Here is a 21,635-nt window from a genome sequence, read left to right on the forward strand (position 1 = left end):
GGAATGGGGCATGGGGCATTGGGCATGGGGGATAGGGCAAGGCTGCGCCAACCTAAAGGTATGGGTATTTCTCCCACTCTCACTCTCTCTATAGGGGCGTTAGGTGTACCAACAAAAATGGTACGCGAAATGCCCCTAGGAACCCCTCTTCCGCTCTATCTACTCAATTTTTATTTTTTTAGATGCCGGCTATGAAACGAAAATGGCAAGTGTTAATTCTGGTGCTGCTGGTATTGGCGATTGCTTTAATCAGGCCGGCTTTCGCCCAACCCGTTGACATTACGTTGTTGCAATTCAATGATGTTTATGAAATTACGCCGGTTGCCGGTGGAAAAATGGGGGGATTGGCTCGTGTCGCTACTATTCGCAAGCGTCTTTTAGCGCAGAATCCCCACACTTACACGATTCTCGCTGGCGATTTTTTCAGTCCTTCCGCACTTGGCACCGCAAAAGTTAATGGGGAACCCCTTGCCGGCCAACAAATGGTGGCGGTTCTGAATGCAATGGGGTTAGAATACGCAACTTTTGGAAATCACGAGTTTGACCTTAAAGAAGATCAATTCTACCAGCGACTTAAAGAATCTCAGTTTAAATGGTTTTCTAGTAATGTCTTTGACGCGGCCGGCAAATCTTTTCCAGATGTACCGTTATCTGAAATTATTAATGTTAAAAGTAAGGATGGAACGGTCGTTAAAATTGGATTGATAGGCGTTACCATTGACAGCAATCGTCCCAATTATGTTAGCTACCGCGATCCGATTGAAACAGCGAGAGAACAGGTGCAAGCGCTTAAAGGTCGTGTTGATATTATCGTCGCAGTCACTCACCTAAATTTAGCGCGAGATCAAGAACTGGCTGAATCTGTCCCAGAAATTGATTTAGTTCTGGGGGGACACGAACATGAAAACATTCAGCAGTGGCGCGGCAGTGATTTAACCCCCTTATTTAAAGCAGATTCTAATGTCCGCACCGTCTACATTCATCATCTGCATTACAATCCAAAAACCCGCAGCATCAAAGTTGAATCTCGCCTGACGCCACTGACAACTGATATCCCTGAAGATCCTGCAACTGCAAAAGTGGTTCAAGAATGGCAAGAACGAGGTTTTCAAGGATTTCGTGCGAATGGCTTTGCACCGGAAAAACAGATAACGACAACGGCTGTAACGCTTGATGGTTTGGAAGCAAGCGTCCGCAACCGGCCTACTCTGCTAACTGAATTAATTGCGATGGGAATGTTGCGAGAAGTAACCAATGCGGATCTCGCTATTTTTAATGGGGGTTCAATTCGGATTGATGATGTGATTCCACCTGGGCCGGTGACGGAATATGATGTAATTCGGATTATGCCCTTTGGTGGGAATGTTTTGGCTGTATCAATCGAAGGTCAAGTGCTTAAACGGGTGCTGGATCAAGGAATTGCTAACCGAGGCACCGGCGGCTATCTGCAAACCGCTAATGTGAGTTTAAGTCCAGAGAGTCGCACTTGGCTGATTGCCGGCGAACCACTCAACCTCAGCCGGCGCTATCTTGTGGCGATTAATGATTTCTTGCTTAAAGGCAAAGAAAAGAATTTAAATTTCTTAACTCCAGAACAACCGGGTGTGCAAGTGATTGAGAAAAAGCGCGATATGCGTTTTGCTTTGATAGATGAGCTAAAACGGCAAAATTCTTCGGTTTCTTCTAAATTGCAGCCTCAAGCAAAGCAATCGTTAGCCTTGCCGGCAGTTGTTCACAGATAAGCGAGGAAAGCGGGAGAAAGGTGGCTTCTTTCCCCTCTCCTTTCCGAAAAGATAAATATTATAATAAATTTGGATTGCGACAAAAATTAGAGAAGATATGCGAAAACCTGAGCAAACGCAACCTTGTAAATATTTGCTCAATTGTTATATAAATTTTTCAGGAACATTAAAACTTTCAATTTTATCTAATATCTAAGTTGACAAATGAATCCCATCTATCAGCGTAAAAGCTTGAAGATAAGGTTTGTGCCTGAAAATGGCACGAAAACTTTTAGATTGTCAAAACGTATCCTTTGGAAAATTATTAGTTTTGAGTGAAGTTGTAAAATGCTGAAACTCCATAAAATCTCTCAGGTAACTTTTAAGCCAAAATCTCAAAGCAAACACCTAAAATTGCGCTCTTTTTTCATTACCCTGCTGTGCTTGGGAATTGGCACTATAGAAACTCAGGTGAACGCGCAGCAAACGAAAAGCGCGAACTGCCAACCACCGGCACTGTCTCGCGTGAAACGGCACACGATTGCTGCGGGCGAAACGCTGGAAACTATTGCGCGTCAATACAATCTCATTGAGTCAACACTGATGGGGATGAACCCAATTTTGCAAAAGGGTGAGGTGCCGGTGGGAAGTGAAATTTTGATTCCACCTTACAATGGCATTCGTGTAGAAGTTCCTGCCGGCAAAACGTGGGAGAGTATCGCAACGGCCTATAATGTGCGTCCGGACGTGCTTTTCGAGGTCAATGGCTGCCAACCGGCACCGCCAGTGGTGTTTGTGCCGGGAGTGAATTGGTCGCCAAAAGATCCAGCAGAACAAAATGCGCCGAGTACAACGGATCGCGATGCCGGTGCAGTTGCCGGCTATCCTTTGTCAGAAGAAGCGCCTGTGATTTTGCGCTATGGCTGGCAACTGATGCCATTGCGCGGTGAAGTGGGATTCCACAGTGGAATAGACTTGCAAGCAAAGGTGGGAACGCCAATTTTGGCAGCCGGCACCGGCATCGTCGCGTTTGCCGGCGAACAAGGAAATTACGGTAATTTAGTCGTTGTGAATCACCCGCGCGGCAAACAAACTCGCTATGCACACCTTGACACTATTTCCGTAAAAGCCGGCCAGCAGGTTAACCAGGGAGAGTCCCTAGGTACAGTGGGTTCCACCGGCAGTCCTGATGTCAAGGAAGCGCACTTGCATTTTGAAATTCGCTATTCGACTCAACTTGGTTGGGTAGCAGAAGATCCACAAAAGTACATCGGATCAATGCCGGGGTCGCAATCAGTCTCGGTGTCAAATGACAGCACTTTTCCAACCAAGTGAGATTCGGAAAAACAGTATAGGCCGGTTTAAAATAATCTCGGTTGGCAAAGTGACAATTGAACACACAAATCTGCCCCAGACATCGGTGTGGTAAGCTACTGGCAAACCGCGATAAGCCTGAACCCAAAAGCAAGCTAGACTCGCTGTGAGCGCAAACGTGAATTGATAGCGGAGGTCAAACAATGGCTTTAAAACTTGGAGATCAAAGTTACGAAGTTGAGCAATTAAAGCGACAATTAGAAACTTTGGGATACAGTATTGGCCGAATTAACGGTGAATTCGACGCGCGAACCGATGACATTGTCAAAGCTTTTCAAGAAGAAGCAGGGCTGAAAATTGACGGGATTGTTGGCCCAACAACCAGCGGGGCGCTGAGTCAGGCAACTCAGGGAATCGTTACCATCCCGAATATCGGAGGGGCACTGGAACAATTTGCCGCTCCCGCTTCGCGCCCTGAAGCCAATATCAGTGGGGATTTTATCGAGGGACGCTGGCCGGCATGGCGTGTCATTGCTAGCGGTCTGAACGGTCGTAGTGGCCCTGGACTGGAGTATCCCGTTGAGTATGTATTCCCGAACGGTCAGAGGTTTTCTCCCCATCAAGACTACACCCATCCCATTCAATTTGATTGGGTAGGTAAGCCGTGGATGGTCGTCAATGAAAGGGGCGCAGCATTCTTCGTGAGAGCAAACCGTAAGTTTATTGAACCAGTTTAATCAGGGTGGTTATGAAAGCACTTGTCACCGGCGCAAATGGATTCACCGGCTCTCACTTAGTGCGGTTGCTGTTGGCGCAAGGTCACTCAGTCATCGGCTTTGTGCGAAAGTCCAGCGATTTATCTCGCCTTGCTGATTGCAATGTCAAGCTCGCTTATGGTGATATTACCGACAGCGAAGCCTTGAAAGCAGCAATTGCCGGCGCGGATACTGTCTTTCACACAGCGGCTTATGTGGAACTGGGTATAGTCAATGAGGCGCAAATGCACCGGGTGAATGTGGAAGGAACCCGCGCCGTCCTGGAAGCGGCAAAAGCTGCCGGTGTGCAAAAAATGGTTTATTGCAGCACCATTGGGGTGTTTGGAGATACCGGCGGAAAAGTTGTCAGTGAAACGTTTAAACGTACGCAAACCAACTTCTCCTCTGCCTACGATCGCACCAAATACGAAGCGCAGCAGTTGGTGGATCAATTTGCTAAAGAAGGACTGCCGGTGGTCAGTCTTCTGCCTTCTGGAATTTTTGGCAGTGATGACCCTCATTTTGGGCCGGTGATGAAGCAATTTCTCAAGGGAGGTTTGAAGTTGTGGGCGGGGGGTGAACGAATCACCGGCATCGTTCACGTCGATGACTTGGCCACCGCGATGATTTTGGCGGCAGAACGCGGTAAACCGGGGGAACACTACATTATCTCTGCCGGCGATCTCTCCACTCGCAAAATGTTTGAGATTTTTAGTCAGGAAACTGGGATTAAAGTGCCGGCTGAGGCACCGAAATTTATCGTTAGGCTGGCCGGCAATGTCCTCGATCCAATCGGACGTTTTTTCTCCTGGCAACCACCTCTCAGCCGAGAACGAGTTCACTATGTTTATGATCGCTGCGTCCGAGTAGATGCCGGTAAAGCGCGACAAGAACTCGGCTGGCAACCACGTTCAGTTGAAGAAACCCTGCGACAAATCGTCAAAAGTATTTAGATCGGCGGTTCTGTAGGGGCAAAACATTCGGGAATAACTGATCGTGTTCAGCGACGATTTTTATATCCGAATGCTTTGCCCTGAGCGAGTTTCGTAGTTTCGTGGCCGCTCAATTTGAGTTCAATGCTGTGATTAAAGACAATAAAATCACCCTCACAGAACTAGCGCCCACCCGTCAGTCGGGCTAAGGCATCTTTAACTGCCGGCGGCAGTTGGCGCATAATCTTACCCTTTTCTCGGTCAACCGCCACCAACGTCACCCGACCCGTCAAATATAGCTGTTGGCCGTCGGGCGACTGAATTTGATAATCCCAATTCAGCCGAACCCCTTCGAGATCGGCCATGCTCGTCCTGACGACAACAGCCATTCCCATCTGCACAGAACGGTGGTAGCGCACGGTGAGTTCCACCACCGGCAGATCGCATCCCAACGCGACAAGATCGGCAAAGTTGATGCCAAGCGATCGCAAGCATTCCACCCGTGCCTCTTCCATCCAGGCAATGTAAGAACCGTGCCAGACATTGCCGCTATAGTCTGTGTGGTGCGGTTGCACTCGTACCGGATACTCAAACCAGGTTCCCGATGTCGCTGACGACAGCTTGTCGAGTGCGACAGTGGGTTGCAGTTGCGGTTGTATTTGGTTTTGCTCAGACACGTTACAAATTGTTGAAAAACGCTAAATTTCTACAAATTCCGAGTGAGGACTCAATTTTATCCTTAAATCGTAAATGGCCGGCTCACTAAACCTGTTGCAAAAATCCTAGAAGATGGAAATGCCTACTCTCATCTGTGGGTCAGCGCAGACGCTAAGCAGCCGGCAACGGCAGACTGAGAGAAAATTTAGCTTGAAACCCGCCTGGAGGCAAGACGAGTGCTTGTAGTCTCCGGGCCACAAGGTGAGCGGTAGAGCGATTTTTGCAAGAAAGCTAGGATGGAACTGAGATTCTCTCCCTTTAACAAGTCAAAGAAATTACCGAGCCTGATGCCCAACACACCCAACTATTTTAAGGAGATGAACCCATGATAGAAAAAATTTTGATAGGCGTTGCCGGTCGCGGGCTGTGCGAACAGATGCTCAAGATGCTGATGGAAATTCCTTCAATCCAAAAGGCATCCGTCACCGTGTTGCACGTCGTGCCAGAGCAAGTCAGCGCTGACGCAATGGCTGCCAAACTGGAAGAAGGGGGCAAAATTCTCGCTGAAGCGATTCAGACTTTGAACTTAGACCCCAAAAAAGTTACGGCAAGGCTGAAGCAAGGCGATCCCAAAACCACGGTTTGCGAAATCGCTGAGGAAATTAATGCTGACCTGATTATTATGGGTTCGCGCGGCCTAGGCCGGCTGCAATCGATCTTAGAAAACTCTGTCAGTCAGTACGTTTTCCAGCTCACCTCTCGCCCGATGCTCCTGGTTAAGGATGATATTTATGTCAAACGGATCAAAAGCATCATGGTGGCGATGAACAAATCCGAGTCCGCCCAGAATTGCTTGAAGCTGGCTTTATTCTTGCTGCGAGATATCAAAGGCGGACAACTGGTGCTCTCCCACGTCAATCCCCCCGATCCCACCGCCAAACCTGAAGCTGACCCGGTTTTAGCGGCGGCAGTGGCTGAGGCGAAAAAGTACGGCGTTGCCACGCGCTGTATTACGGCTAAAGGGAAAGCCGGCGAAGAAATCTGCCGCATTGCCGAGGAGTCAAATGTTGACCTGTTGATGTTGGGTTCCCCAGATCGCCGTCCCTCAATTGCTAAAAGCTTTGTCGATCTCGACCGGCTTCTGGGCAATTCTCTGTCAGACTATGTTCGGGTTTATGCCAACTGCCCTGTGTTATTAGCCCGGAGTGTGGCTGAGGCATAAGGCACTCTTGACGCGCTTATATACAGCAAAGGCACCAGCGGAAAACTATCCGGGTGCCTGTTGTATTGAGTTAGTTATAGCCAACTCCTAAGAATCTCTTTTGCTCTCGCGGCTAGCCGTTTGAATGTACAGAATCAAGAGGAAAACGGCTGGGACTAGCACAAACAGGATACTCGCAATAAATCCTAAATCATTAACTTCCATTAAACCCGCCTCTGTGTTATCTCAAAATTCAGTAATTCTAGAATATCACGGCTTTGTTTTCACAGTGACCGGCCCATTGACGAGGGTTTGGCAGGCTAAGCGATAAGTTTCAGGTTTCTTCTTCAATTTGCGATTTTCTACCTCAGTGCGGGGCGAGAGATTTTCCATCCCTTCGACGATTTCCACTAAGCAAGTGCCGCACTGACCGTAGCCCCCACAGTTCATCATCTTTCCCCAGGTTTTGTAGAGGTCGATGCCATTTTCTAGGGCTTTGAGCCTTAAGTTCGCCCCATCTGCCGCAACCACTTCCTTGTTTTCTTGTTCAAATTTGATGTTACCCATTCTGATTCTCCTTACTGTGGTGTGTCAGATAGCTGCACGGGTTTTGGCTCAATGCTTGGTGACATTAGCCGTTGTCGATGCCGGCAAAGCTAAGTGGTGCGATTTGTCTCGACGGTTTAGCTGATGCCAACACTCAGACTTGGCAATGGCATGAGCGGTTTATTATCAATCGCTTTTGTTTCTTTACCTACATTTTATTACGAAATGTTAAAAAAAGTTAAATTAAAATAAACCGTAAAAGAGCCGGCACCAACGACAGGTTGATGCCGGTTTCATTTAATTTCATGCGCTTTTGAAGATTTATCGAGACGCGCCGGCACGTCTATTGGCTTGAACTACCACCGATAGTTGTTGTCAGCGTGGTCGTTCCCCAGTCTACGACAGGCGAGAGGGTGAGGGCACGATGGCCACACTTTGTATCACCCCAAGCGTCCGAGAACCGACAATTCCATCGCTCTTTAACCCGTAATACTGTTGGAAGCGCTTCACCGCTGCCTCAGTCAAGGAGCCATAATATCCGGTCACCGGCCCATTATAAAAGCCTGATGAGCGTAACTTATTCTGAAGATTCACCACATCTTGGCCACTAGAGCCGCGAGAGAGGGTACGGCTGGGATAGCCAGTACCGCCACCGCCACTGTTTGGCAAGTATGACAGCGTCACCGAGCCGGCAACGCCATCGACAGATATCTTCTTGGCTTGCTGAAGGCGTTTGACTGCTGCCTCAGTCAGGCTGCCAAAGTAGCCGGTGACAGGGCCATTATAGTAGCCGGCAGTGATCAAGCGAGTTTGAAGATTGGTGACTTGTGCGCCACTGTTGCCACGACGCAGTGCTGCAAAAGCGTTGCCGGCCATGCTAACAACACTCAGCGCCATTGCTAGGGACAGGAAACGAATAAAAGTACGGCTAGAAAGCTTTTTCCAGTTGATGCCGGCTAAATGTAGCTCGCTATTGGCGGCTTCTTCATACGCTGCCGCTAGATGTGTGTAAGCAAGAGTTTCCATAATTTACCTCTAAATTGTCAGAAAATGCTGTTCAAGAAGTCGTTTTTTTCGCTTTGGTTCAGGTGTACTCGATCCCAAAGCTAAAACTCAGCAGTTTTGCTTATCGGACAGAATTCTTACCTGAGCGCAACAAAAAGTCTTATCGCTTAACAAGTCAAAGCTGTTAGGTGTTCGGTGGGCGATTTGTGGCAAGTCATAGGCTTTTCAAAATCGAACAATTTTAAGGGTTATAGCCTTTTAAAACTTCCGACAAAGAAAGCCAGTTTTCATTTGATGTGGAGTAGGTTGCCGAAGGAGTGAGATTCAAGAAATGATAGAGTAAGAATGTGATCAACGCGGCTTGAATTAGTTTTTCCCACATCGATTTGCTCCCCTGATATCTTAAAAGTGTGTCTCACTTGTTGCCTAATTTAGGTTGCTTGCATTGAGTGAAGCGTTCAGTTATGTGTCACTCTCTAAATTGACAGCCAGGGATAAGATGTTTAATTTGACTGCCGGCACTCATATCAGCTTAAACAATTCCTGCCGGCATCCCGAATTTAAAGCGACACAACCGTGCATTGATGAGTCCGGTAAAAGTTAAGCAGATGGCTGATGAAAGTAGACAATTTATTAAGTGGCACGTTCGGGTTCTCTGTAAAGCTACTTAAAAAACCGGGAATGTGCTAATTGGTAGTCGGTTCAACTACACAAAAGCGATTAAAAATCGCTTAATCCAGATTTAATTGTCTCCCCCTCTTCCCGTCTCCTTCTCAGTCTTCTTCGCCAACCCAAGTTTGCCAGGGAATTTGGGAACGATCGCAGCAATGGGAGACGAGTGTCACAGTTGCCGGCGACAACCGTCACAGAAGTCTCAGGGAAAACACGGCATAGTTGGTATATAGGAGTTGTACCGCAATAAAGGAGGGTCATTAGAATATGACCACACACGAAACTCAACAACTCATAATTATGAGCAACAAAGAATTTGCGCCGGCACAAACACAGATTCAGTCTGAGAAAACTGAGGAGAAACTGTCTGAGGATATGAAAGCTTTAGTCCGTGCTTTAGCAGTTCATTCGATTTGGGCGCAGGTTGGGTTGCTTGATAAGAAGTAAATAATTTCTGAGTGTGTTTGCTTCGCCCGCTTCATACCCTCGCCGGCTTGCTGCGGTGTCGGCAGATTATTGAACTTGTTAAACGCATTCACAAAATACTGAAAACAATTGCCCCTATGCTGAAATACATAGGGGAATTGGCTTTCACAAGCCGGCAATCTGAGGAAGTCTTCTGCCGATTTTTTCTAATCATACTCAACCCTCAACCACAGACCGTTGCTCTCGGCGATTTGTCTGCTCTCTCCTAGGCGGATACAATCTTCACTGAAAAGCTTGTAGTGGGGGCATCTTGCCGGCTATAAATTACATTGATTTAGTAAGGATTGCTCTCTCCTAGCCGGCTACAATCATTTAATCAGGCATCAGTTCTTTCTTGCTGCGCTTTAATTCCTTCCAGAGGCTTTTGATATCTTGATAGGCTTGCTCTGGAGAAATTTTACCGCCGGTTTCTAAAGCAGAGATATAACTAATTTTCTGAGAAAATTCTTGTAAGTTCGCATTAAAAGCGAGCTGTTGCGGGGTAAACTCGCCGTGGTAACGACTCCGGGGATAAAAAAAGTTGAACTTATCAACAGGTTCAGAATCAAACATTTTTCCTAACCTCGTAATTTTATATCTTTGATAATTCTATCTTTGCTGGGGTTACTTGATATTTGCAGTCGGCTAAACTGATATTTTTCCAGATTTCCCTAGCTTGACAGTGACGGGGTAGCAGGGGCAATTGCCAAACATCAAATGCGTAACCATCACAAGAAGATAAAGTTAATCGTTGTTGGCTGTAGGTTTCTTCCATAACTCTTCCCTCTTTCTAAAAATGAAAAAAAAGTTCGGGAGGATGCCTAGCGCTAAGTAGACGCGGTCTTTGCAACAGAGGTTGACTTATGCGCTTTTGCAATCCTCCCTACTATTTTGGTGTTAAATGTGAGTTGCTATCTCTAATTAATAGAATACCGGCTAGTTTTTCATTCAACTATCTATCTGAAGAATAGGCTTCGTGTAAATTTTTTTAGTGTCAATTAATACATAAAATAATATTTTTTGTCGTGCCGACGCTTATCTGATTTTACAGTCATTTTTTTTATGATTATCATTTTAAATGACAATAGCAGAAACTTTAAAGATTTCTTTAATATTTTGAAGCTTGATGCCAGTAAACTGGAGTTTCTAAATTTATCGGGAGTTGCATCCCTACTTGCCGGCTGTTCCCCCTATACAGGCGCAGGCGATGCCGGCAGCGAGACAGCAATTCCAATCTGAGCACACCTCTGAGTGCAGCCTGGGATGAGATAGCGATCACCCAGCAATTTATATTTAGCCGGCAAAAAAATACCCCAGCTTTTGAACCGGGGTTGGAGTTCATCGGGTGTACCCACTGTGCTTTTCAAGAACAAGACAACGTCAGAAAACCTAATCTATGGATGACTGATTCTAGATTTTAAATCGGCAAGAGATGGCGCTTGCGAAATGTTCTTGTGCTGCAAATGTCATGACTCCTTACTTTTCTTGCGGCTTTTCTTCCCACCTTCACGGCCAATTGCAGCCATGTGTTCCCGATTTTTGCTTACAGCTTCACCACCCTTGCGGCCAGCTTCTCTAGCCTCCTCTGAGGAGAATTCGTGCGCGGTTCCTTTTTCGTGTGCTGCATGACCTCCTTTGCTAGCGATCTCGCGCTGTTTGTCTTCATCCATCGAGGCAAAACCACGCTTGCTGGTGTCTGACATGAGCTTAATCCTTGTATTTCTAGAATATTTGACATTTTTAACAAATTATCGCTGCTGCTCTCTTGAATCATCTGCCTGGAGAGACACAGCAGCATTAAATTTAGCTGTGCCAAAGAACACAAGAAATTCTTAAAAGGCTAGGAAGCATGACTGCAGCCTCTTTACTGCGCCCGGTTGTTTTTTTAGGGTATTTTTGTGTAAAATTCTATAAACTTAGGCAGAAATATTCAGAATTTGTTTAAAAATCTCTCAATGGGTTGTTGTAAGACTAGCTCGAACGTTTGTATGCTTCAGTTGTCGAGCGCAAAAGGTAGAGGTGGACAGTGAATGTAAAGTTATTTGCTAAGAAAGTAGAGACGTTTCACTGGCAGCTGGCCGAGCTTTATCAATACGCTTATTCTTCCATTGATGAGCAACCGAATTTGCTGCCGGCAGCCTTCAAGGAACTCGGCATCGCCTCTGAAGAACTGCAAGTAGCCCTGGAAGAGCTACAGCTCAAGAATGAGGAACTAACATCAGCACGAGCCGCCTTAGAAGCCGAACGTCAGCGTTATGAAGATTTGTTTGAATTCGCTCCAGACGGCTACATTGTAACGGATCGCGACGGCAAGATCATCGAAGCAAACCGGGCCGCAGCCCAGATGCTCAACGTTTCCCAGATGGCATTAGCCGGCAAACCGCTGGCCATTTTTATCCCCCCAGAAGAACGCAAGGACTTTCGCACCCAAGTAAACCGGCTGTACCACGACAATCAAGCGATATGGGGGGAAATGCGCCTACAGCAGCGTCACGGTGAAATCTTAGAGGCGGCTATGAGAGTCGCCACTATCCGCACCCCGAACCAGCCAGTTGTCCTTCTGTGGCTGCTGCGTGACATTACAGAGCAAAAACGAGCGCAAAGAGAAAATAATGGCCTCGACAATAGCAAAGATCGTCCTGTTTATGTTTATACCAAAGGGGAAATTATCTCCCTCAAGCCCCAAGTAATTTGGCAAGTCTCTAAAGGGTTGGTGAAGTTGAGCACTCTTTGTGCAAATGGCGAAGAGGTAATCGTGGGTTTATTAGGGCCACAAATGCACTTTGGACTGAGTTCCACTTCCCTACAAACTTACGAAGCAAAAGCGCTTTCCGACGTTCATCTAGTGTGTTTTTCTGAAGCAGAAATCTCAGCTTCGCCAAGTCTAGCCCAAAGTCTTTTAACTCAAATGAACCAGCGCCTACAGCACACAGAATCGTTATTAGCGATTTTTGGGCAGCGGCGTGTCATCGACCGATTAATCTGTTTGTTGTATCTGTTAAAACAGCAGATTGGTGAACCTGTGGAAAAAGGAGCTCGTTTGAGTGTTCGTCTCACCCATGAGGATCTGGCTAACACCTGCTGTACCACCAGGGTGACAATCACGCGGCTACTGAGTAAATTACAGCAGCAAGGGAAGATCCTGTTTGATAGCAAGCAGCACATTATTTTAAAAGATGTCAGTCTTCAGAATGGCAAGCTTTAATGCCGGACTCTACTACGGGCGGAAAAAGTACCTTCTGCTTGCTAAGTTAAGAGTGGTGGTGCCGGCACCACCCGCCTACACAACACCCTTTTCTCTCAATATACCTTGCTGCCAAAATTGGAGAACCGGCACAGAAGCGAAAAAAATCTGCCGGCTTTTAAAGCTAAATTTCGTGACAGCCTACCTTTCAGTTGCAATATAACTTCATTTTTCAAAGCCCTAATTATCACCCTTTTCTAAAAAGATATTTGAAAAGTCGCAAAACATATAACCCTTCTCCCCCAGGCGAAAGGTAAAGAGTTTCCGGTTTCCTCTCCTGTGGGAGAGGGTTAGGGTGAGGGCGCTTCAAAGTTCGATTCTCCACTCATAAAACATCCTCTCAACAATCGGCATATTTTCATCCCAAAATGCCGCGTCCATTCTTAGCAAATTCATCAACAGTTTGCTGCGATAACTCATGGCTAGCCATTGCCAGTAAAACCGGCAGCGGTAAAGTTAAATGATGCGCCCCCGCTTGTAGCGTCGCCACCGCTTCTTCTGGAGATTTCACACTCGCGGCTAAAATTTTTGTCTGACTGCCTGCCAGCACACTCGCCATATCTCGCACCAAAGCCACCCCATCCCCTAACAGACGAGTCGCGCGGTTAACATAAGCGATCGCATATTTCGCCCCCGCTTCTTTTGCCACAACTGCCTGCGCTGGACTATAAATTGCTGTAACCGAACAAGGTATATTCGGCGACAGAGACGCCACAACCTCAAAACCCACCTCAGTTGCCGGCACCTTCAACACAGTTTGCTCACCGATCAATTCAAATGCCGCCTTTCCTTCCGTTACCATGCCATCAAAATCAGAAGCCGTGAGTTGGTAATACAACTCTCCAGAAATAATTGCTTTCAATTGCTTAAGCGTTTCTGCCGGCGCTAAATCACTTTTCCCTAAAAGAGTCGGGTTCGTCGTAATCCCCGTAACCCACCCCAATTTCCTAGCAGCTTGAGCTTCACTAATGATTGCCGAATCGAGATAAAGAGCCATTTACTTTCCCCAAACTAATATTATTTTTATGAACTGCTAAATATTATGCCGGTTAAATCCAAAACTCCCCCACTTACAAAAATACCCAACAGGCATGAAACTATTTGCCTATACTTAACCACAAGCTAGGCTTACATCTGTGTTTATCTGTGTGCATCTGCGGTTAAAAAACTCTTTATAACCCCCTACAAAACATCACTTAATCCCCTCAAATGGACCCAAAAAAGTAGGTTCTGGACGGGTAACATGAACCTCCCACAACGCCTTAATCACAGCCAACACCTCACGCGTTGCATAGCGCATCATTGAGCGATCTCGAAACTTTTCCCAATCAGGCGTTCCCAACCCAACAGCATCCACACCCAGATGCCGGCAAGTATAAACCGCACGCGGCAAATGGTAACTTTGCGTAATTAAAACAGCCCGTTTCACACCAAAAATTTCCTTCGCGCGATAGCAGCTTTCATAAGTGCTAAACCCGGCATAATCCAACTGAATATCCTTAGCCGGCACCCCACGATCTGCAGCGTATTCCTGCATCGCTTTCACTTCGTTATAATCTTTGCTGCTGTTATCGCCAGTCATCAAAACTTTGCGAACCCGCCCTGCTTTGTAAAGATCCACCGCAGCTTGTACCCGATCAGCCAGCATCGGCGTCGGGCTACCATCCTCCCATACACCTGCCCCAAAAACAACAGCCACATCCTCTTCAGGCACTTGGGAAATTTCCGTGTAGCGCCGGCTGCTAGTCACAGCATTGACATAGTAGTTCAACATCAGTGGCGTCAGTGCCGCACCTAATCCTAACAGCACTAAGACAAAGCGCCGGCGAAGAAGAAACCTTTTATGCAGCATAAATCTAAAATGACAGCAGCATTGAACCTTTATGTTTTAGCAAACTTATCGTTCTTAAAAACTGGGCATTGGGCATTGGGCATGGGGCAAAGGGCACTCAAACCTCCTTTACTCTCCTTCTAATCCAACCGCCTCAGAAATATTAGCCAATCCTCGTTCCTCCAGCTTTTGCAGCAAGCCGGTGAGAATTCGGCGCACCATCCAGGGTCCCTCATAAACAAAACCCGTGTAAACTTCCAATAAACTCGCACCGGCAGTAATTTTTTCCCAAGCATCCTCAGCCGTAAATACCCCGCCGGTGCCAATAATTGCCAACTGTCCTTCTGTTTGCTGCCTGATAAACCGGATCACCTCTGTTGATCGCTGTTTCAGCGGGAATCCGCTAATTCCCCCAGCTTCTTCTTTGACAGATTTGCCAGTTTGTGATATAATTTCCGTCTTTAAATCATCCCGGCGAATGGTGGTATTCGTCGCAATAATTCCAGCCAGCCGATACTGTTGGGCCACCTCAATCGCCTGTGAAATTGCCTCCCATTCCAGATCCGGCGCGATTTTAACCAAAATTGGCTTACTATTCTGGTTTTCTTGTTGCAAAGCGTCCAAAATCGTGGCAAGCTGGCCGGCATCCTGTAGTGAGCGCAGTCCGGGAGTATTGGGAGACGACACATTCACCACAAAATAATCCCCCAAATCTTTAAGAAGCTGAAAGCTGCCAAGATAGTCTGCCGCAGCTTCCTCTAGCGGTGTTACCTTAGATTTACCCAGATTAATTCCAATCGGGATTTTGCGATCAGTCACTGCTTCGGGTTCATCTACCATCGGCAAATGAGGCGGGGAAGAAGATAACCTCGCTGCCATAGCCGCTGCCCCCTGATTGTTAAAGCCCATGCGATTCAGGACAGCTTGATCTGCCGGCAAGCGAAATAATCGAGGGCGGGGATTACCGGCTTGAGCTTGCAAAGTGACAGTTCCCAATTCAGCAAAGCCAAAGCCAAAGCTTGCCCAAACGCCGGCGGCAACCCCATCCTTATCAAACCCAGCAGCTAAACCAACGGGATTAGAAAAATTCAGCCCCCACAATTTTTGTTCCAATCGGGTGTCAGAAAAACAACAAGAACGCTGAAATTGTGATTGAATCCAACTAGCAGGTGGGTGATCGCCTTGCCGGTTAAGCCAGCTCAGCAGATCCATAGTCTGATGATGCAACCACTCTGGATCAACATTCAATCCAGAAAACAAAACAGGACGTATACCCGATCGATAAATATCCAAGATCAATCCTCACAGTGGCTAGTAACTAAAGACCAAGTAATGGGTAATGGGTAGTGGGTGGTAACTAATCTTTCCAATCCCCAATCTCCAATCTAAAATCTAAAATCTAAAATCTAAAATAGTTGAGATGGGTCAGCAAAAACAGCCGACGACCTACGAAAAACAGCTCATTGCCTTGGGGCGTACTCTCCACACTCTCCGGGAAGAGGAGAATGTCGATGTTCTAATAGAAACTACCCTCTCATACCTTGAAACCGCATTTGAATACAAATTGCTTTGGATTGGCGTCTATGATCGGCTCGATCACCGATTATTAGGCAAGGGAGGGCGCAGTACCAACGGAGAATCCTCCATCCTCAAACAGCGTTTTAACCTCACTCCCGGTGATATTTTAGAGCAGGTGGTGATCCAGCAACGACCTGTGGGCGTGCCGGATTTGCGAGAAGAAACGCGGGCTGGAGAGTGGCGCAAAGCAGCCCAACAATTGGGCATCCAAGGCACGCTAATTTTTCCCATGCGCTACAAAGATCGCTGCTTTGGCGTTGCCTTGCTGGGTTCTAACTTGTGGGGCGTCTCACCCAAAGCCCACGAGAAGGCGCGGCTGTCTATCATTTTGGGCGGGCTGGCGGCAGCTTTTTACCGGCTAGAGATTGACTGGCAGTGCCGGCAAACCAAGCACGCCGAACAGCCCTTGCTGGCATTGCTTCCCCGGCTGCGTTCTCTCACCACCCTAGATCAATGCTTAGAGGCGGTGGTTGAAGAAACACATAAATTTGTTGCCCCCAACCGAACCAATGTCTACTGGTTTGAACCGACTCGGCGCTACTTCTGGCGCAGGGTCGGCAATCATCAAAAAACATCGCCTTTTGGAGAAAACAATCAAGCTGCCTCTGGCATCATGGTGTCCGATCTCGGTGGCTTCTATCAAGCGCTACTGAGCGATCAAATTGTTTCCATTGGAGAAGCTCATTCCTCCCTCAAAGGAGATATTACCGCTCGCTTAATGCAGCAGATCCGGGCGAGATCGCTGCTTGCAGCCCCCATTTTGTTTCAAAAGGAAATTTTGGGGTTTCTGGCAGTGGAAGGCAACGATGCCCGGATTTGGCAGGAACAAGAGAAAAACTATGTCCGGGGGGCGGCTCAACTGCTGGCCCTGGTTGCTCCTTTGTCTCAAATGGAAGCCACCCTCGATCAAACAAAGTTGGATCGGGCGTTAACTGCCGGCGTCACCCATGCGATTTACAGTGACGATGACTGGAATACCACGTTAAAAACCTGTGGAGAGCAACTTTTATCACACCTGAAAGCTGATCGATTTCTTGTGCTTCTCTACAACCCCGAACACAATCAGTTTGACATCTGCTATCAAAACCAGCCGGCCAACCGGCGGGCGATATCAACCCCCCTGAGTCCCCTCACTGAGGTAGACACTCAGATGCTGCAAGAAAGTCCCGAAGCGATCGCCATTGAAAATTGGAACGAAGATTTCAAGTTGATGGCTTGGCGGCCTGGGTTTTTCGACTTGGGGATGCGCTCTCTTTTGGTGTGTGGCACTTCTCCAGGTCATGGTATTGAAGGGCTACTGGTGGTGGGCAGCGAAACCACGCGTTCTTGGAGCCATAGAGAGCGAGAATTGATTGCCGTCGTGAGTCAGCAGATCGGTCTGATTCTGCACCAGTGGCAGCTACAAGCCGCTAATGAGCAACAGCAACAACTTCTGACCATGATTCAATCAGGGTTGACAAATTTGCTGCAATCAGGCCATTTGCCATTGGAGGAGATAGAACGGTTAGGGGTGCAGCAGTTGGCTCAAGTGATGAGCTGTCCTCTGGTGACGTTGGTGACGTGGTTGCCGGGGAGGGCAACGGGCCGGATTGTTGCGCCGGTGATCGCCAATAGTTTGTTTTCGCTGAATACCGAGATCGGTGTCCCTGTCCAAACGGATGCTTTGGTTCAATGGGCGCTGCTGCAAATGTCAGAACCGCTGGAGGTGAAAGCAAGCGATTTGCCTTTGGACACGAGGCAGTGGCTCAATGGGCCGGGAGTTGGGCAGATTTTGGTGATGGCGCTGCGAACTTCACCGGCTCATCAGCCAACGGGAATTTTGGTGGTTGCCGATCAGGCAGATCGCCGGTGGTCGCCGAATGCTGTGAGGGCAATGACTTTTTTAGTTAACCAACTTGCTTGGTCTCGCCGTTACCTGATGCTTACTTCATCGCTTCAGTGGCAGCGAGAAGAGTTGGAATGTTTGAACTGGTATAAGAACCGGCGCTTGGAGGACTTTTTCCGAGCCATGCAGTCGGGGGTGAAAAAACTAACCGAGCTGGGCAATCATAAGGGCAGTTTCGGTTCCTTGCAGATCATGCGCCTGCAGCAGATTTTGCGACAGTTAAGCAGTTCAATTCATTCAATGCGCGATCTGCTGAAACAGGAACAGTGGCATCTGCAAACCCAAGGTGAAATTATTCCCGTTGCCAGTTTGTTGCGGCGAACGCTTGATCGTGCCGGTGGTGTGATTCATCAGCGTCAGCTCTGGACTCAGGTACACACGGAAACTCATCTCAATGTTAGCGGTGACTCGATCAAAATTGAGTGGGTGCTTTATGAGGTGTTGCTGGCAGCGTGCCGCCGGTCTGAAACCGGCGCGAGAATAGATATTTGGTGCCGGCCTTTTGATGAAAACCGTTTAGAATTGTCGATTACTGATTCTGGGGAAATGCCGACTCTCCTGCTGACCGAGTTACAGGCCGGTAATGATCTCGATTTACTCGTTCCTTCCAGCCTAGAACAGCCACCCGGTCTACATTTGGTTATTTGCCAGCGCGTAATGCGACAAATGGGCGGACAGCTAAATTTTTACCAGCTTGAAGATGGCCGCATTACCAGCCAGATCCTCATGCCTCTCATCAGTAAAAAGTAAGTTTGGGGAATGGGGCATTGGGCATTGGGCAAGGCTTCGACCAACCTAAAGGTATGGGCAAGGCTGCGCCAACCTAAAGGTATGGGCATGGGGCAAGGCTTCGCCAACCTAAAGGTATGGGCAAGGCTTCGCCAACCTAAAGGTATGGGCATTGGGACTAAGGAATAGTAAAAGAAATGCTTCATCCCTCTACTCTCCCCCTCTCTTCTCCCTAGCCCCTAGCCCTAGTCCCTTCTTCAAACCATTTCCGAGGAGGCTTGCACCGGCTGCTGCACTTGCGGCTGGAATTGGAACAGGGAGTATACCACATTCCGGCGAATATCGGTCATCATATCGAGGAAAAGTTCGTAGCCTTCACTCTTGTATTCAATCAAGGGGTCTTTTTGACCGTAGCTACGCAGTCCCACCGATTCCCGTAAACCATCCATCTGTTGCAAGTGTTCGCGCCAGAGGGTATCAATCTGTTGCAGGATAAAGAACCGTTCAGCTTGACGCATCAAACCGGGTTGGATTTGATCAACCTGTGCTTCTTTTAAGTCATAGGCGATCCGAACTTGTTCATGCAGGAACGTTTCAATTTCCTCCATTGACAAGTCTTCTAACTGCTGGGGTTCCATATCACGCAGCAGATAGACAAATTCCTTCACTTTCTCAACTAATCTTGGGAGTTCCCATTCTTCCGAAGGCAAATCTGGATTCACGTAAGCTTCAACGATGTCATCCATCGTTTTTTCTGCATACTTGATAACTTGCTCTTTGAGGTCAAGACCTTCTAACACTCGCCGGCGTTCGGCATAAATCGCCCGACGCTGGTTATTCATTACTTCGTCATACTCAAACACCTGTTTGCGGATGTCGTAGTAGTACGTCTCGACCTTTTTCTGAGCGCCTTCGAGGGAACGCGTCAGCATTCTCGACTCGATGGGCATATCTTCCTCTACTTGGAAGGCGTTCATCAAGCCGGCCACGCGATCGCCGCCAAAAATCCGCAACAAGTTATCCTGCAAACTGAGGAAGAATTTGGTAGAACCGGGGTCACCCTGCCGGCCACAACGTCCCCGCAGTTGGTTGTCAATCCGGCGAGATTCGTGGCGTTCGGTGCCGATGACGTGCAACCCGCCCAAGTTCACCACTTCATCATGTTCGCGGCTGGTGTAGTGTTCATACTCCCGGCGAACAAGATTGTAAACTTCCCGCAGCTTTTGAATGACAGGATCATCCGTGGGGGCTTTTTCTGAGGCAACCGCCACTTTGTCTTCCGCCTCTAGTTCTGACAGAGAACGTTCCCCATAGGTTTGCACGGCAAACTGCACGGCATTTTTGAGCATTTGCTCGGCTTCGCGGGAAAGTTGAGTGGGGAAAATCTGGGGAGAGACTTTCCAAGTTTTGACTTTCTTAGTGGTGCCGAAACCTTGGGCATTGTTTCTGCCACCGGCTGCCGCGACGCGCATCGAACCAAAGTTGCTTTCATCTTCTGGCTGTACGATCAACGGCATGAAGTATTCCCGCACTTTCAGCCTTGCCATGTAGTCGGCGTTCCCACCCAGAATGATGTCGGTGCCTCGACCGGCCATGTTTGTGGCAATGGTTACAGCGCCTTTACGTCCAGCTTGGGCCACAATTTCTGATTCTCGCTCAACGTTCTCTGGTTTTGCGTTGAGTAGGTTGTGAGGAATGCCGCGTTCACGCAGCAGGATGGAAAGCTGTTCCGAGTTTTCCACACTGGTTGTTCCCACCAAAACCGGGCGTCCCTTTTCGTGCATTTCCGCACACTCTTCCGCCACAGCAACCCATTTGCCGGCTTCGGTTTTATAAACCACATCGGCTAAATCCCGGCGTCCAGCAGAACGGTTGGTGGGGATGCCGGTGACTTCTAAGCTGTAAATTTTTTCAAATTCGGCTTCTTCTGTTTTCGCAGTGCCGGTCATGCCAGACAGCTTGGGATACAGCAAGAAGAAGTTTTGATAGGTAATAGTAGCCAGAGTTTGAGTCTCTGGTTGAATTTCTACCCCTTCTTTCGCTTCTATTGCCTGGTGTAAACCATCACTCCAGCGCCGGCCTTGAAGTACACGGCCCGTAAATTCATCAACGATCACCACCTCATCTTCAAAAATGATGTAGTTTTTGTCTTTGATGAACAATTCTTTCGCTTTAATGGCGTTAAAAATATAGTGCGCCCAAGGATCGTTAGGGTCGTAGAGATCCTTAACGCCTAAGAGTTTCTCTGATTCCGCAAACCCTTCGTCGCTTAAAAGAACGTTGCGAGCTTTTTCATCGACTTCGTAATGTTCTTCATTTTTCAGGGCATTGGCAATTTCAGCCGCCCTTAGATATTTTTCTGTGGGGCGTTCGACTTGTCCTGAAATAATCAGCGGGGTGCGGGCTTCGTCAATTAAAATCGAGTCAACTTCGTCAATGATGGCGTAGTTGAAGGGTCGCTGCACCACTTCTGCCATTGAGCTGGCCATATTGTCGCGCAAGTAGTCGAAGCCTAGCTCACTGTTTGTCGCATAAGTGATATCACAGTTGTAGTTGCGCCGGCGCTCATCCGGGTTCATCCCCTGCTGGATCAAACCTACGCTCAATCCCAGGAAACGATGCACCTGTCCCATCCATTCAGCGTCCCGGCGAGCCAGGTAGTCGTTGACGGTGACAACGTGTACACCTTTGCCTTTGAGTGCGTTTAAGTAGGAGGGTAGGGTAGCAACCAGGGTTTTGCCCTCGCCGGTTTTCATTTCGGCAATTTGTCCTTTGTGGAGGATGGTGCCGCCAAGGATTTGGACATCAAAATGTCTCATACCCAAAACCCGCCTAGCTGCTTCCCGAACCACCGCAAAGGCTTCCGGTAGCAGTTCATCCAGCATTTCTTTCTCTTCGTTGAGAGATTTGGCTGATTTTAGCCGCTGTTTGAATTCTGCTGTCTTGGCTATTAAAGCCTCATCGGAGAGCGCCTGGATTTCTTGCTCCAGAATGTAGACATCAGCGACCAGGGGCTGATATCTCTTTAGTTTGCGTGCGTTTGGATCTCCGAGCAAATTTTTCAGCATGGCAGGAGAGGGAGTCGAAAGGATGGAGGATC

The 21,635-nt window shown here is 47.9% G+C and carries 24 protein-coding genes; 13 read left to right on the plus strand and 11 right to left on the minus strand.

Features of this window, described 5'->3' with window-relative positions; translation table 11 throughout:
• The first annotated feature begins 3 nt into the window (after positions 1-3).
• From H6F73_RS24325 to H6F73_RS24345, 5 genes are all read left to right on the plus strand, one after another.
• Positions 4-195, plus strand: coding sequence for a hypothetical protein (locus tag H6F73_RS24325; RefSeq protein WP_190761344.1), 192 nt, complete (start codon positions 4-6; stop codon positions 193-195).
• Positions 192-1,742, plus strand: a complete 1,551-nt coding sequence (locus H6F73_RS24330; RefSeq protein ID WP_190761345.1) for a bifunctional metallophosphatase/5'-nucleotidase — start codon at positions 192-194, stop codon at positions 1,740-1,742. The genes H6F73_RS24325 and H6F73_RS24330 overlap by 4 nt, the downstream gene beginning before the upstream one ends.
• A 327-nt stretch (positions 1,743-2,069) precedes the next feature.
• The gene (locus tag H6F73_RS24335; protein WP_190761346.1) at positions 2,070-3,056 is read left to right on the plus strand and encodes a M23 family metallopeptidase; all 987 of its coding nucleotides are present in this window, start codon (positions 2,070-2,072) and stop codon (positions 3,054-3,056) included.
• A 182-nt stretch (positions 3,057-3,238) separates the two neighbouring features.
• Positions 3,239-3,772, plus strand: a complete 534-nt coding sequence (locus H6F73_RS24340; RefSeq protein WP_190761347.1) for a peptidoglycan-binding domain-containing protein — start codon at positions 3,239-3,241, stop codon at positions 3,770-3,772.
• Positions 3,773-3,783: 11 nt separating this feature from the next.
• Entirely contained in the window at positions 3,784-4,743 is a 960-nt protein-coding gene (locus H6F73_RS24345) for an NAD-dependent epimerase/dehydratase family protein (protein WP_190761348.1), read from the plus strand.
• A gap of 161 nt (positions 4,744-4,904) precedes the next feature.
• Here the strand turns inward: H6F73_RS24345 and H6F73_RS24350 are convergent, their stop codons facing one another.
• Entirely contained in the window at positions 4,905-5,399 is a 495-nt protein-coding gene (locus H6F73_RS24350) for a thioesterase family protein (protein ID WP_190761349.1), read from the minus strand.
• A 365-nt stretch (positions 5,400-5,764) separates the two neighbouring features.
• Here H6F73_RS24350 and H6F73_RS24355 point away from each other — a divergent pair, with 365 nt between their 5' ends.
• Positions 5,765-6,601 (plus strand): universal stress protein, encoded by an 837-nt coding sequence (locus H6F73_RS24355; RefSeq protein WP_190761350.1) that lies wholly within the window; start codon positions 5,765-5,767, stop codon positions 6,599-6,601.
• An 87-nt stretch (positions 6,602-6,688) separates the two neighbouring features.
• Here the strand turns inward: H6F73_RS24355 and psbM are convergent, their stop codons facing one another.
• Positions 6,689-6,805, minus strand: coding sequence for a photosystem II reaction center protein PsbM (gene psbM, locus H6F73_RS24360; protein ID WP_190761351.1), 117 nt, complete (start codon positions 6,803-6,805; stop codon positions 6,689-6,691).
• A 45-nt stretch (positions 6,806-6,850) separates the two neighbouring features.
• Positions 6,851-7,147 (minus strand): 2Fe-2S iron-sulfur cluster-binding protein, encoded by a 297-nt coding sequence (locus H6F73_RS24365; protein ID WP_190761352.1) that lies wholly within the window; start codon positions 7,145-7,147, stop codon positions 6,851-6,853.
• A 77-nt stretch (positions 7,148-7,224) separates the two neighbouring features.
• Here H6F73_RS24365 and H6F73_RS24370 point away from each other — a divergent pair, with 77 nt between their 5' ends.
• Positions 7,225-7,368: a hypothetical protein gene (locus tag H6F73_RS24370; RefSeq protein WP_190761353.1), complete on the plus strand. Its 144-nt coding sequence runs from the start codon at positions 7,225-7,227 to the stop codon at positions 7,366-7,368.
• Positions 7,369-7,522: 154 nt separating this feature from the next.
• Here H6F73_RS24370 and H6F73_RS24375 read toward each other — a convergent pair whose 3' ends face one another.
• Positions 7,523-8,152: a peptidoglycan-binding protein gene (locus tag H6F73_RS24375; RefSeq protein ID WP_190761354.1), complete on the minus strand. Its 630-nt coding sequence runs from the start codon at positions 8,150-8,152 to the stop codon at positions 7,523-7,525.
• A 918-nt stretch (positions 8,153-9,070) separates the two neighbouring features.
• Here H6F73_RS24375 and H6F73_RS24380 point away from each other — a divergent pair.
• Positions 9,071-9,250 carry a hypothetical protein gene (locus tag H6F73_RS24380; RefSeq protein ID WP_190761355.1) on the plus strand — a complete coding sequence of 60 codons (180 nt, stop codon included), beginning with the start codon at positions 9,071-9,073 and terminating at the stop codon, positions 9,248-9,250.
• Positions 9,251-9,601: 351 nt separating this feature from the next.
• Here the strand turns inward: H6F73_RS24380 and H6F73_RS24385 are convergent, their stop codons facing one another.
• A complete protein-coding gene (locus tag H6F73_RS24385; protein ID WP_190761356.1) occupies positions 9,602-9,841 on the minus strand; it encodes a hypothetical protein in 240 nt (79 codons plus the stop codon).
• A gap of 19 nt (positions 9,842-9,860) precedes the next feature.
• Positions 9,861-10,043, minus strand: coding sequence for a hypothetical protein (locus tag H6F73_RS24390; RefSeq protein ID WP_190761357.1), 183 nt, complete (start codon positions 10,041-10,043; stop codon positions 9,861-9,863).
• Between the two features lie 287 nt (positions 10,044-10,330).
• Here H6F73_RS24390 and H6F73_RS24395 point away from each other — a divergent pair, with 287 nt between their 5' ends.
• Positions 10,331-10,507: a hypothetical protein gene (locus H6F73_RS24395; protein WP_190761358.1), complete on the plus strand. Its 177-nt coding sequence runs from the start codon at positions 10,331-10,333 to the stop codon at positions 10,505-10,507.
• 227 nt (positions 10,508-10,734) lie between these two features.
• Here H6F73_RS24395 and H6F73_RS24400 read toward each other — a convergent pair whose 3' ends face one another.
• Positions 10,735-10,971 (minus strand): KGG domain-containing protein, encoded by a 237-nt coding sequence (locus tag H6F73_RS24400; protein ID WP_190761359.1) that lies wholly within the window; start codon positions 10,969-10,971, stop codon positions 10,735-10,737.
• A 323-nt stretch (positions 10,972-11,294) separates the two neighbouring features.
• Here H6F73_RS24400 and H6F73_RS24405 point away from each other — a divergent pair, with 323 nt between their 5' ends.
• Positions 11,295-12,473 (plus strand): PAS domain S-box protein, encoded by a 1,179-nt coding sequence (locus tag H6F73_RS24405; protein ID WP_190761360.1) that lies wholly within the window; start codon positions 11,295-11,297, stop codon positions 12,471-12,473.
• Complete coding sequence (locus H6F73_RS24410) at positions 12,460-12,675, plus strand: hypothetical protein (RefSeq protein ID WP_190761361.1); 216 nt, start codon at positions 12,460-12,462, stop codon at positions 12,673-12,675. The genes H6F73_RS24405 and H6F73_RS24410 overlap by 14 nt, the downstream gene beginning before the upstream one ends.
• A gap of 195 nt (positions 12,676-12,870) precedes the next feature.
• Here H6F73_RS24410 and H6F73_RS24415 read toward each other — a convergent pair whose 3' ends face one another.
• The 3 genes from H6F73_RS24415 to H6F73_RS24425 form a co-directional block, all read right to left on the minus strand.
• Positions 12,871-13,509, minus strand: a complete 639-nt coding sequence (locus H6F73_RS24415; RefSeq protein ID WP_190761362.1) for a transaldolase family protein — start codon at positions 13,507-13,509, stop codon at positions 12,871-12,873.
• 195 nt (positions 13,510-13,704) lie between these two features.
• Positions 13,705-14,364 carry an ElyC/SanA/YdcF family protein gene (locus tag H6F73_RS24420; protein WP_190761363.1) on the minus strand — a complete coding sequence of 220 codons (660 nt, stop codon included), beginning with the start codon at positions 14,362-14,364 and terminating at the stop codon, positions 13,705-13,707.
• A 108-nt stretch (positions 14,365-14,472) separates the two neighbouring features.
• On the minus strand, positions 14,473-15,636 hold the full coding sequence (locus H6F73_RS24425; protein WP_190761364.1) for a quinone-dependent dihydroorotate dehydrogenase: 1,164 nt from the start codon (positions 15,634-15,636) through the stop codon (positions 14,473-14,475).
• A 127-nt stretch (positions 15,637-15,763) separates the two neighbouring features.
• On the opposite strand from H6F73_RS24425, the gene H6F73_RS24430 reads away from it, so the two are divergent.
• Both H6F73_RS24430 and H6F73_RS24435 read left to right on the plus strand, forming a co-directional pair.
• Positions 15,764-18,556, plus strand: coding sequence for a GAF domain-containing protein (locus H6F73_RS24430; RefSeq protein ID WP_190761365.1), 2,793 nt, complete (start codon positions 15,764-15,766; stop codon positions 18,554-18,556).
• Between the two features lie 9 nt (positions 18,557-18,565).
• A complete protein-coding gene (locus tag H6F73_RS24435; protein WP_190761366.1) occupies positions 18,566-18,724 on the plus strand; it encodes a hypothetical protein in 159 nt (52 codons plus the stop codon).
• A gap of 68 nt (positions 18,725-18,792) precedes the next feature.
• Here the strand turns inward: H6F73_RS24435 and secA are convergent, their stop codons facing one another.
• The gene (gene secA / locus H6F73_RS24440; protein WP_190761367.1) at positions 18,793-21,603 is read right to left on the minus strand and encodes a preprotein translocase subunit SecA; all 2,811 of its coding nucleotides are present in this window, start codon (positions 21,601-21,603) and stop codon (positions 18,793-18,795) included.
• Positions 21,604-21,635 lie beyond the last annotated feature (32 nt).

The organism is Microcoleus sp. FACHB-68 (assembly GCF_014695715.1).
In the GTDB taxonomy this organism is placed as follows: Bacteria; Cyanobacteriota; Cyanobacteriia; order Cyanobacteriales; family Oscillatoriaceae; genus FACHB-68.

Excerpts from the sequence above, each read along its gene's own strand:
- H6F73_RS24325 (WP_190761344.1), top strand. The coding sequence starts at position 4 with ATGGGGCATGGGGCATTGGGCATGGGGGATAGGGCAAGGCTGCGCCAA.
- H6F73_RS24330 (WP_190761345.1), top strand. The coding sequence starts at position 192 with ATGAAACGAAAATGGCAAGTGTTAATTCTGGTGCTGCTGGTATTGGCG.
- H6F73_RS24335 (WP_190761346.1), top strand. The coding sequence starts at position 2,070 with ATGCTGAAACTCCATAAAATCTCTCAGGTAACTTTTAAGCCAAAATCT.
- H6F73_RS24340 (WP_190761347.1), top strand. The coding sequence starts at position 3,239 with ATGGCTTTAAAACTTGGAGATCAAAGTTACGAAGTTGAGCAATTAAAG.
- H6F73_RS24345 (WP_190761348.1), top strand. The coding sequence starts at position 3,784 with ATGAAAGCACTTGTCACCGGCGCAAATGGATTCACCGGCTCTCACTTA.
- H6F73_RS24355 (WP_190761350.1), top strand. The coding sequence starts at position 5,765 with ATGATAGAAAAAATTTTGATAGGCGTTGCCGGTCGCGGGCTGTGCGAA.
- psbM (WP_190761351.1), bottom strand. The coding sequence starts at position 6,805 with ATGGAAGTTAATGATTTAGGATTTATTGCGAGTATCCTGTTTGTGCTA.
- H6F73_RS24365 (WP_190761352.1), bottom strand. The coding sequence starts at position 7,147 with ATGGGTAACATCAAATTTGAACAAGAAAACAAGGAAGTGGTTGCGGCA.
- H6F73_RS24370 (WP_190761353.1), top strand. The coding sequence starts at position 7,225 with ATGCCGGCAAAGCTAAGTGGTGCGATTTGTCTCGACGGTTTAGCTGAT.
- H6F73_RS24375 (WP_190761354.1), bottom strand. The coding sequence starts at position 8,152 with ATGGAAACTCTTGCTTACACACATCTAGCGGCAGCGTATGAAGAAGCC.
- H6F73_RS24380 (WP_190761355.1), top strand. The coding sequence starts at position 9,071 with ATGACCACACACGAAACTCAACAACTCATAATTATGAGCAACAAAGAA.
- H6F73_RS24385 (WP_190761356.1), bottom strand. The coding sequence starts at position 9,841 with ATGTTTGATTCTGAACCTGTTGATAAGTTCAACTTTTTTTATCCCCGG.
- H6F73_RS24390 (WP_190761357.1), bottom strand. The coding sequence starts at position 10,043 with ATGGAAGAAACCTACAGCCAACAACGATTAACTTTATCTTCTTGTGAT.
- H6F73_RS24395 (WP_190761358.1), top strand. The coding sequence starts at position 10,331 with ATGATTATCATTTTAAATGACAATAGCAGAAACTTTAAAGATTTCTTT.
- H6F73_RS24400 (WP_190761359.1), bottom strand. The coding sequence starts at position 10,971 with ATGTCAGACACCAGCAAGCGTGGTTTTGCCTCGATGGATGAAGACAAA.
- H6F73_RS24410 (WP_190761361.1), top strand. The coding sequence starts at position 12,460 with ATGGCAAGCTTTAATGCCGGACTCTACTACGGGCGGAAAAAGTACCTT.
- H6F73_RS24415 (WP_190761362.1), bottom strand. The coding sequence starts at position 13,509 with ATGGCTCTTTATCTCGATTCGGCAATCATTAGTGAAGCTCAAGCTGCT.
- H6F73_RS24420 (WP_190761363.1), bottom strand. The coding sequence starts at position 14,364 with ATGCTGCATAAAAGGTTTCTTCTTCGCCGGCGCTTTGTCTTAGTGCTG.
- H6F73_RS24430 (WP_190761365.1), top strand. The coding sequence starts at position 15,764 with ATGGGTCAGCAAAAACAGCCGACGACCTACGAAAAACAGCTCATTGCC.
- H6F73_RS24435 (WP_190761366.1), top strand. The coding sequence starts at position 18,566 with ATGGGGCATTGGGCATTGGGCAAGGCTTCGACCAACCTAAAGGTATGG.
- secA (WP_190761367.1), bottom strand. The coding sequence starts at position 21,603 with ATGCTGAAAAATTTGCTCGGAGATCCAAACGCACGCAAACTAAAGAGA.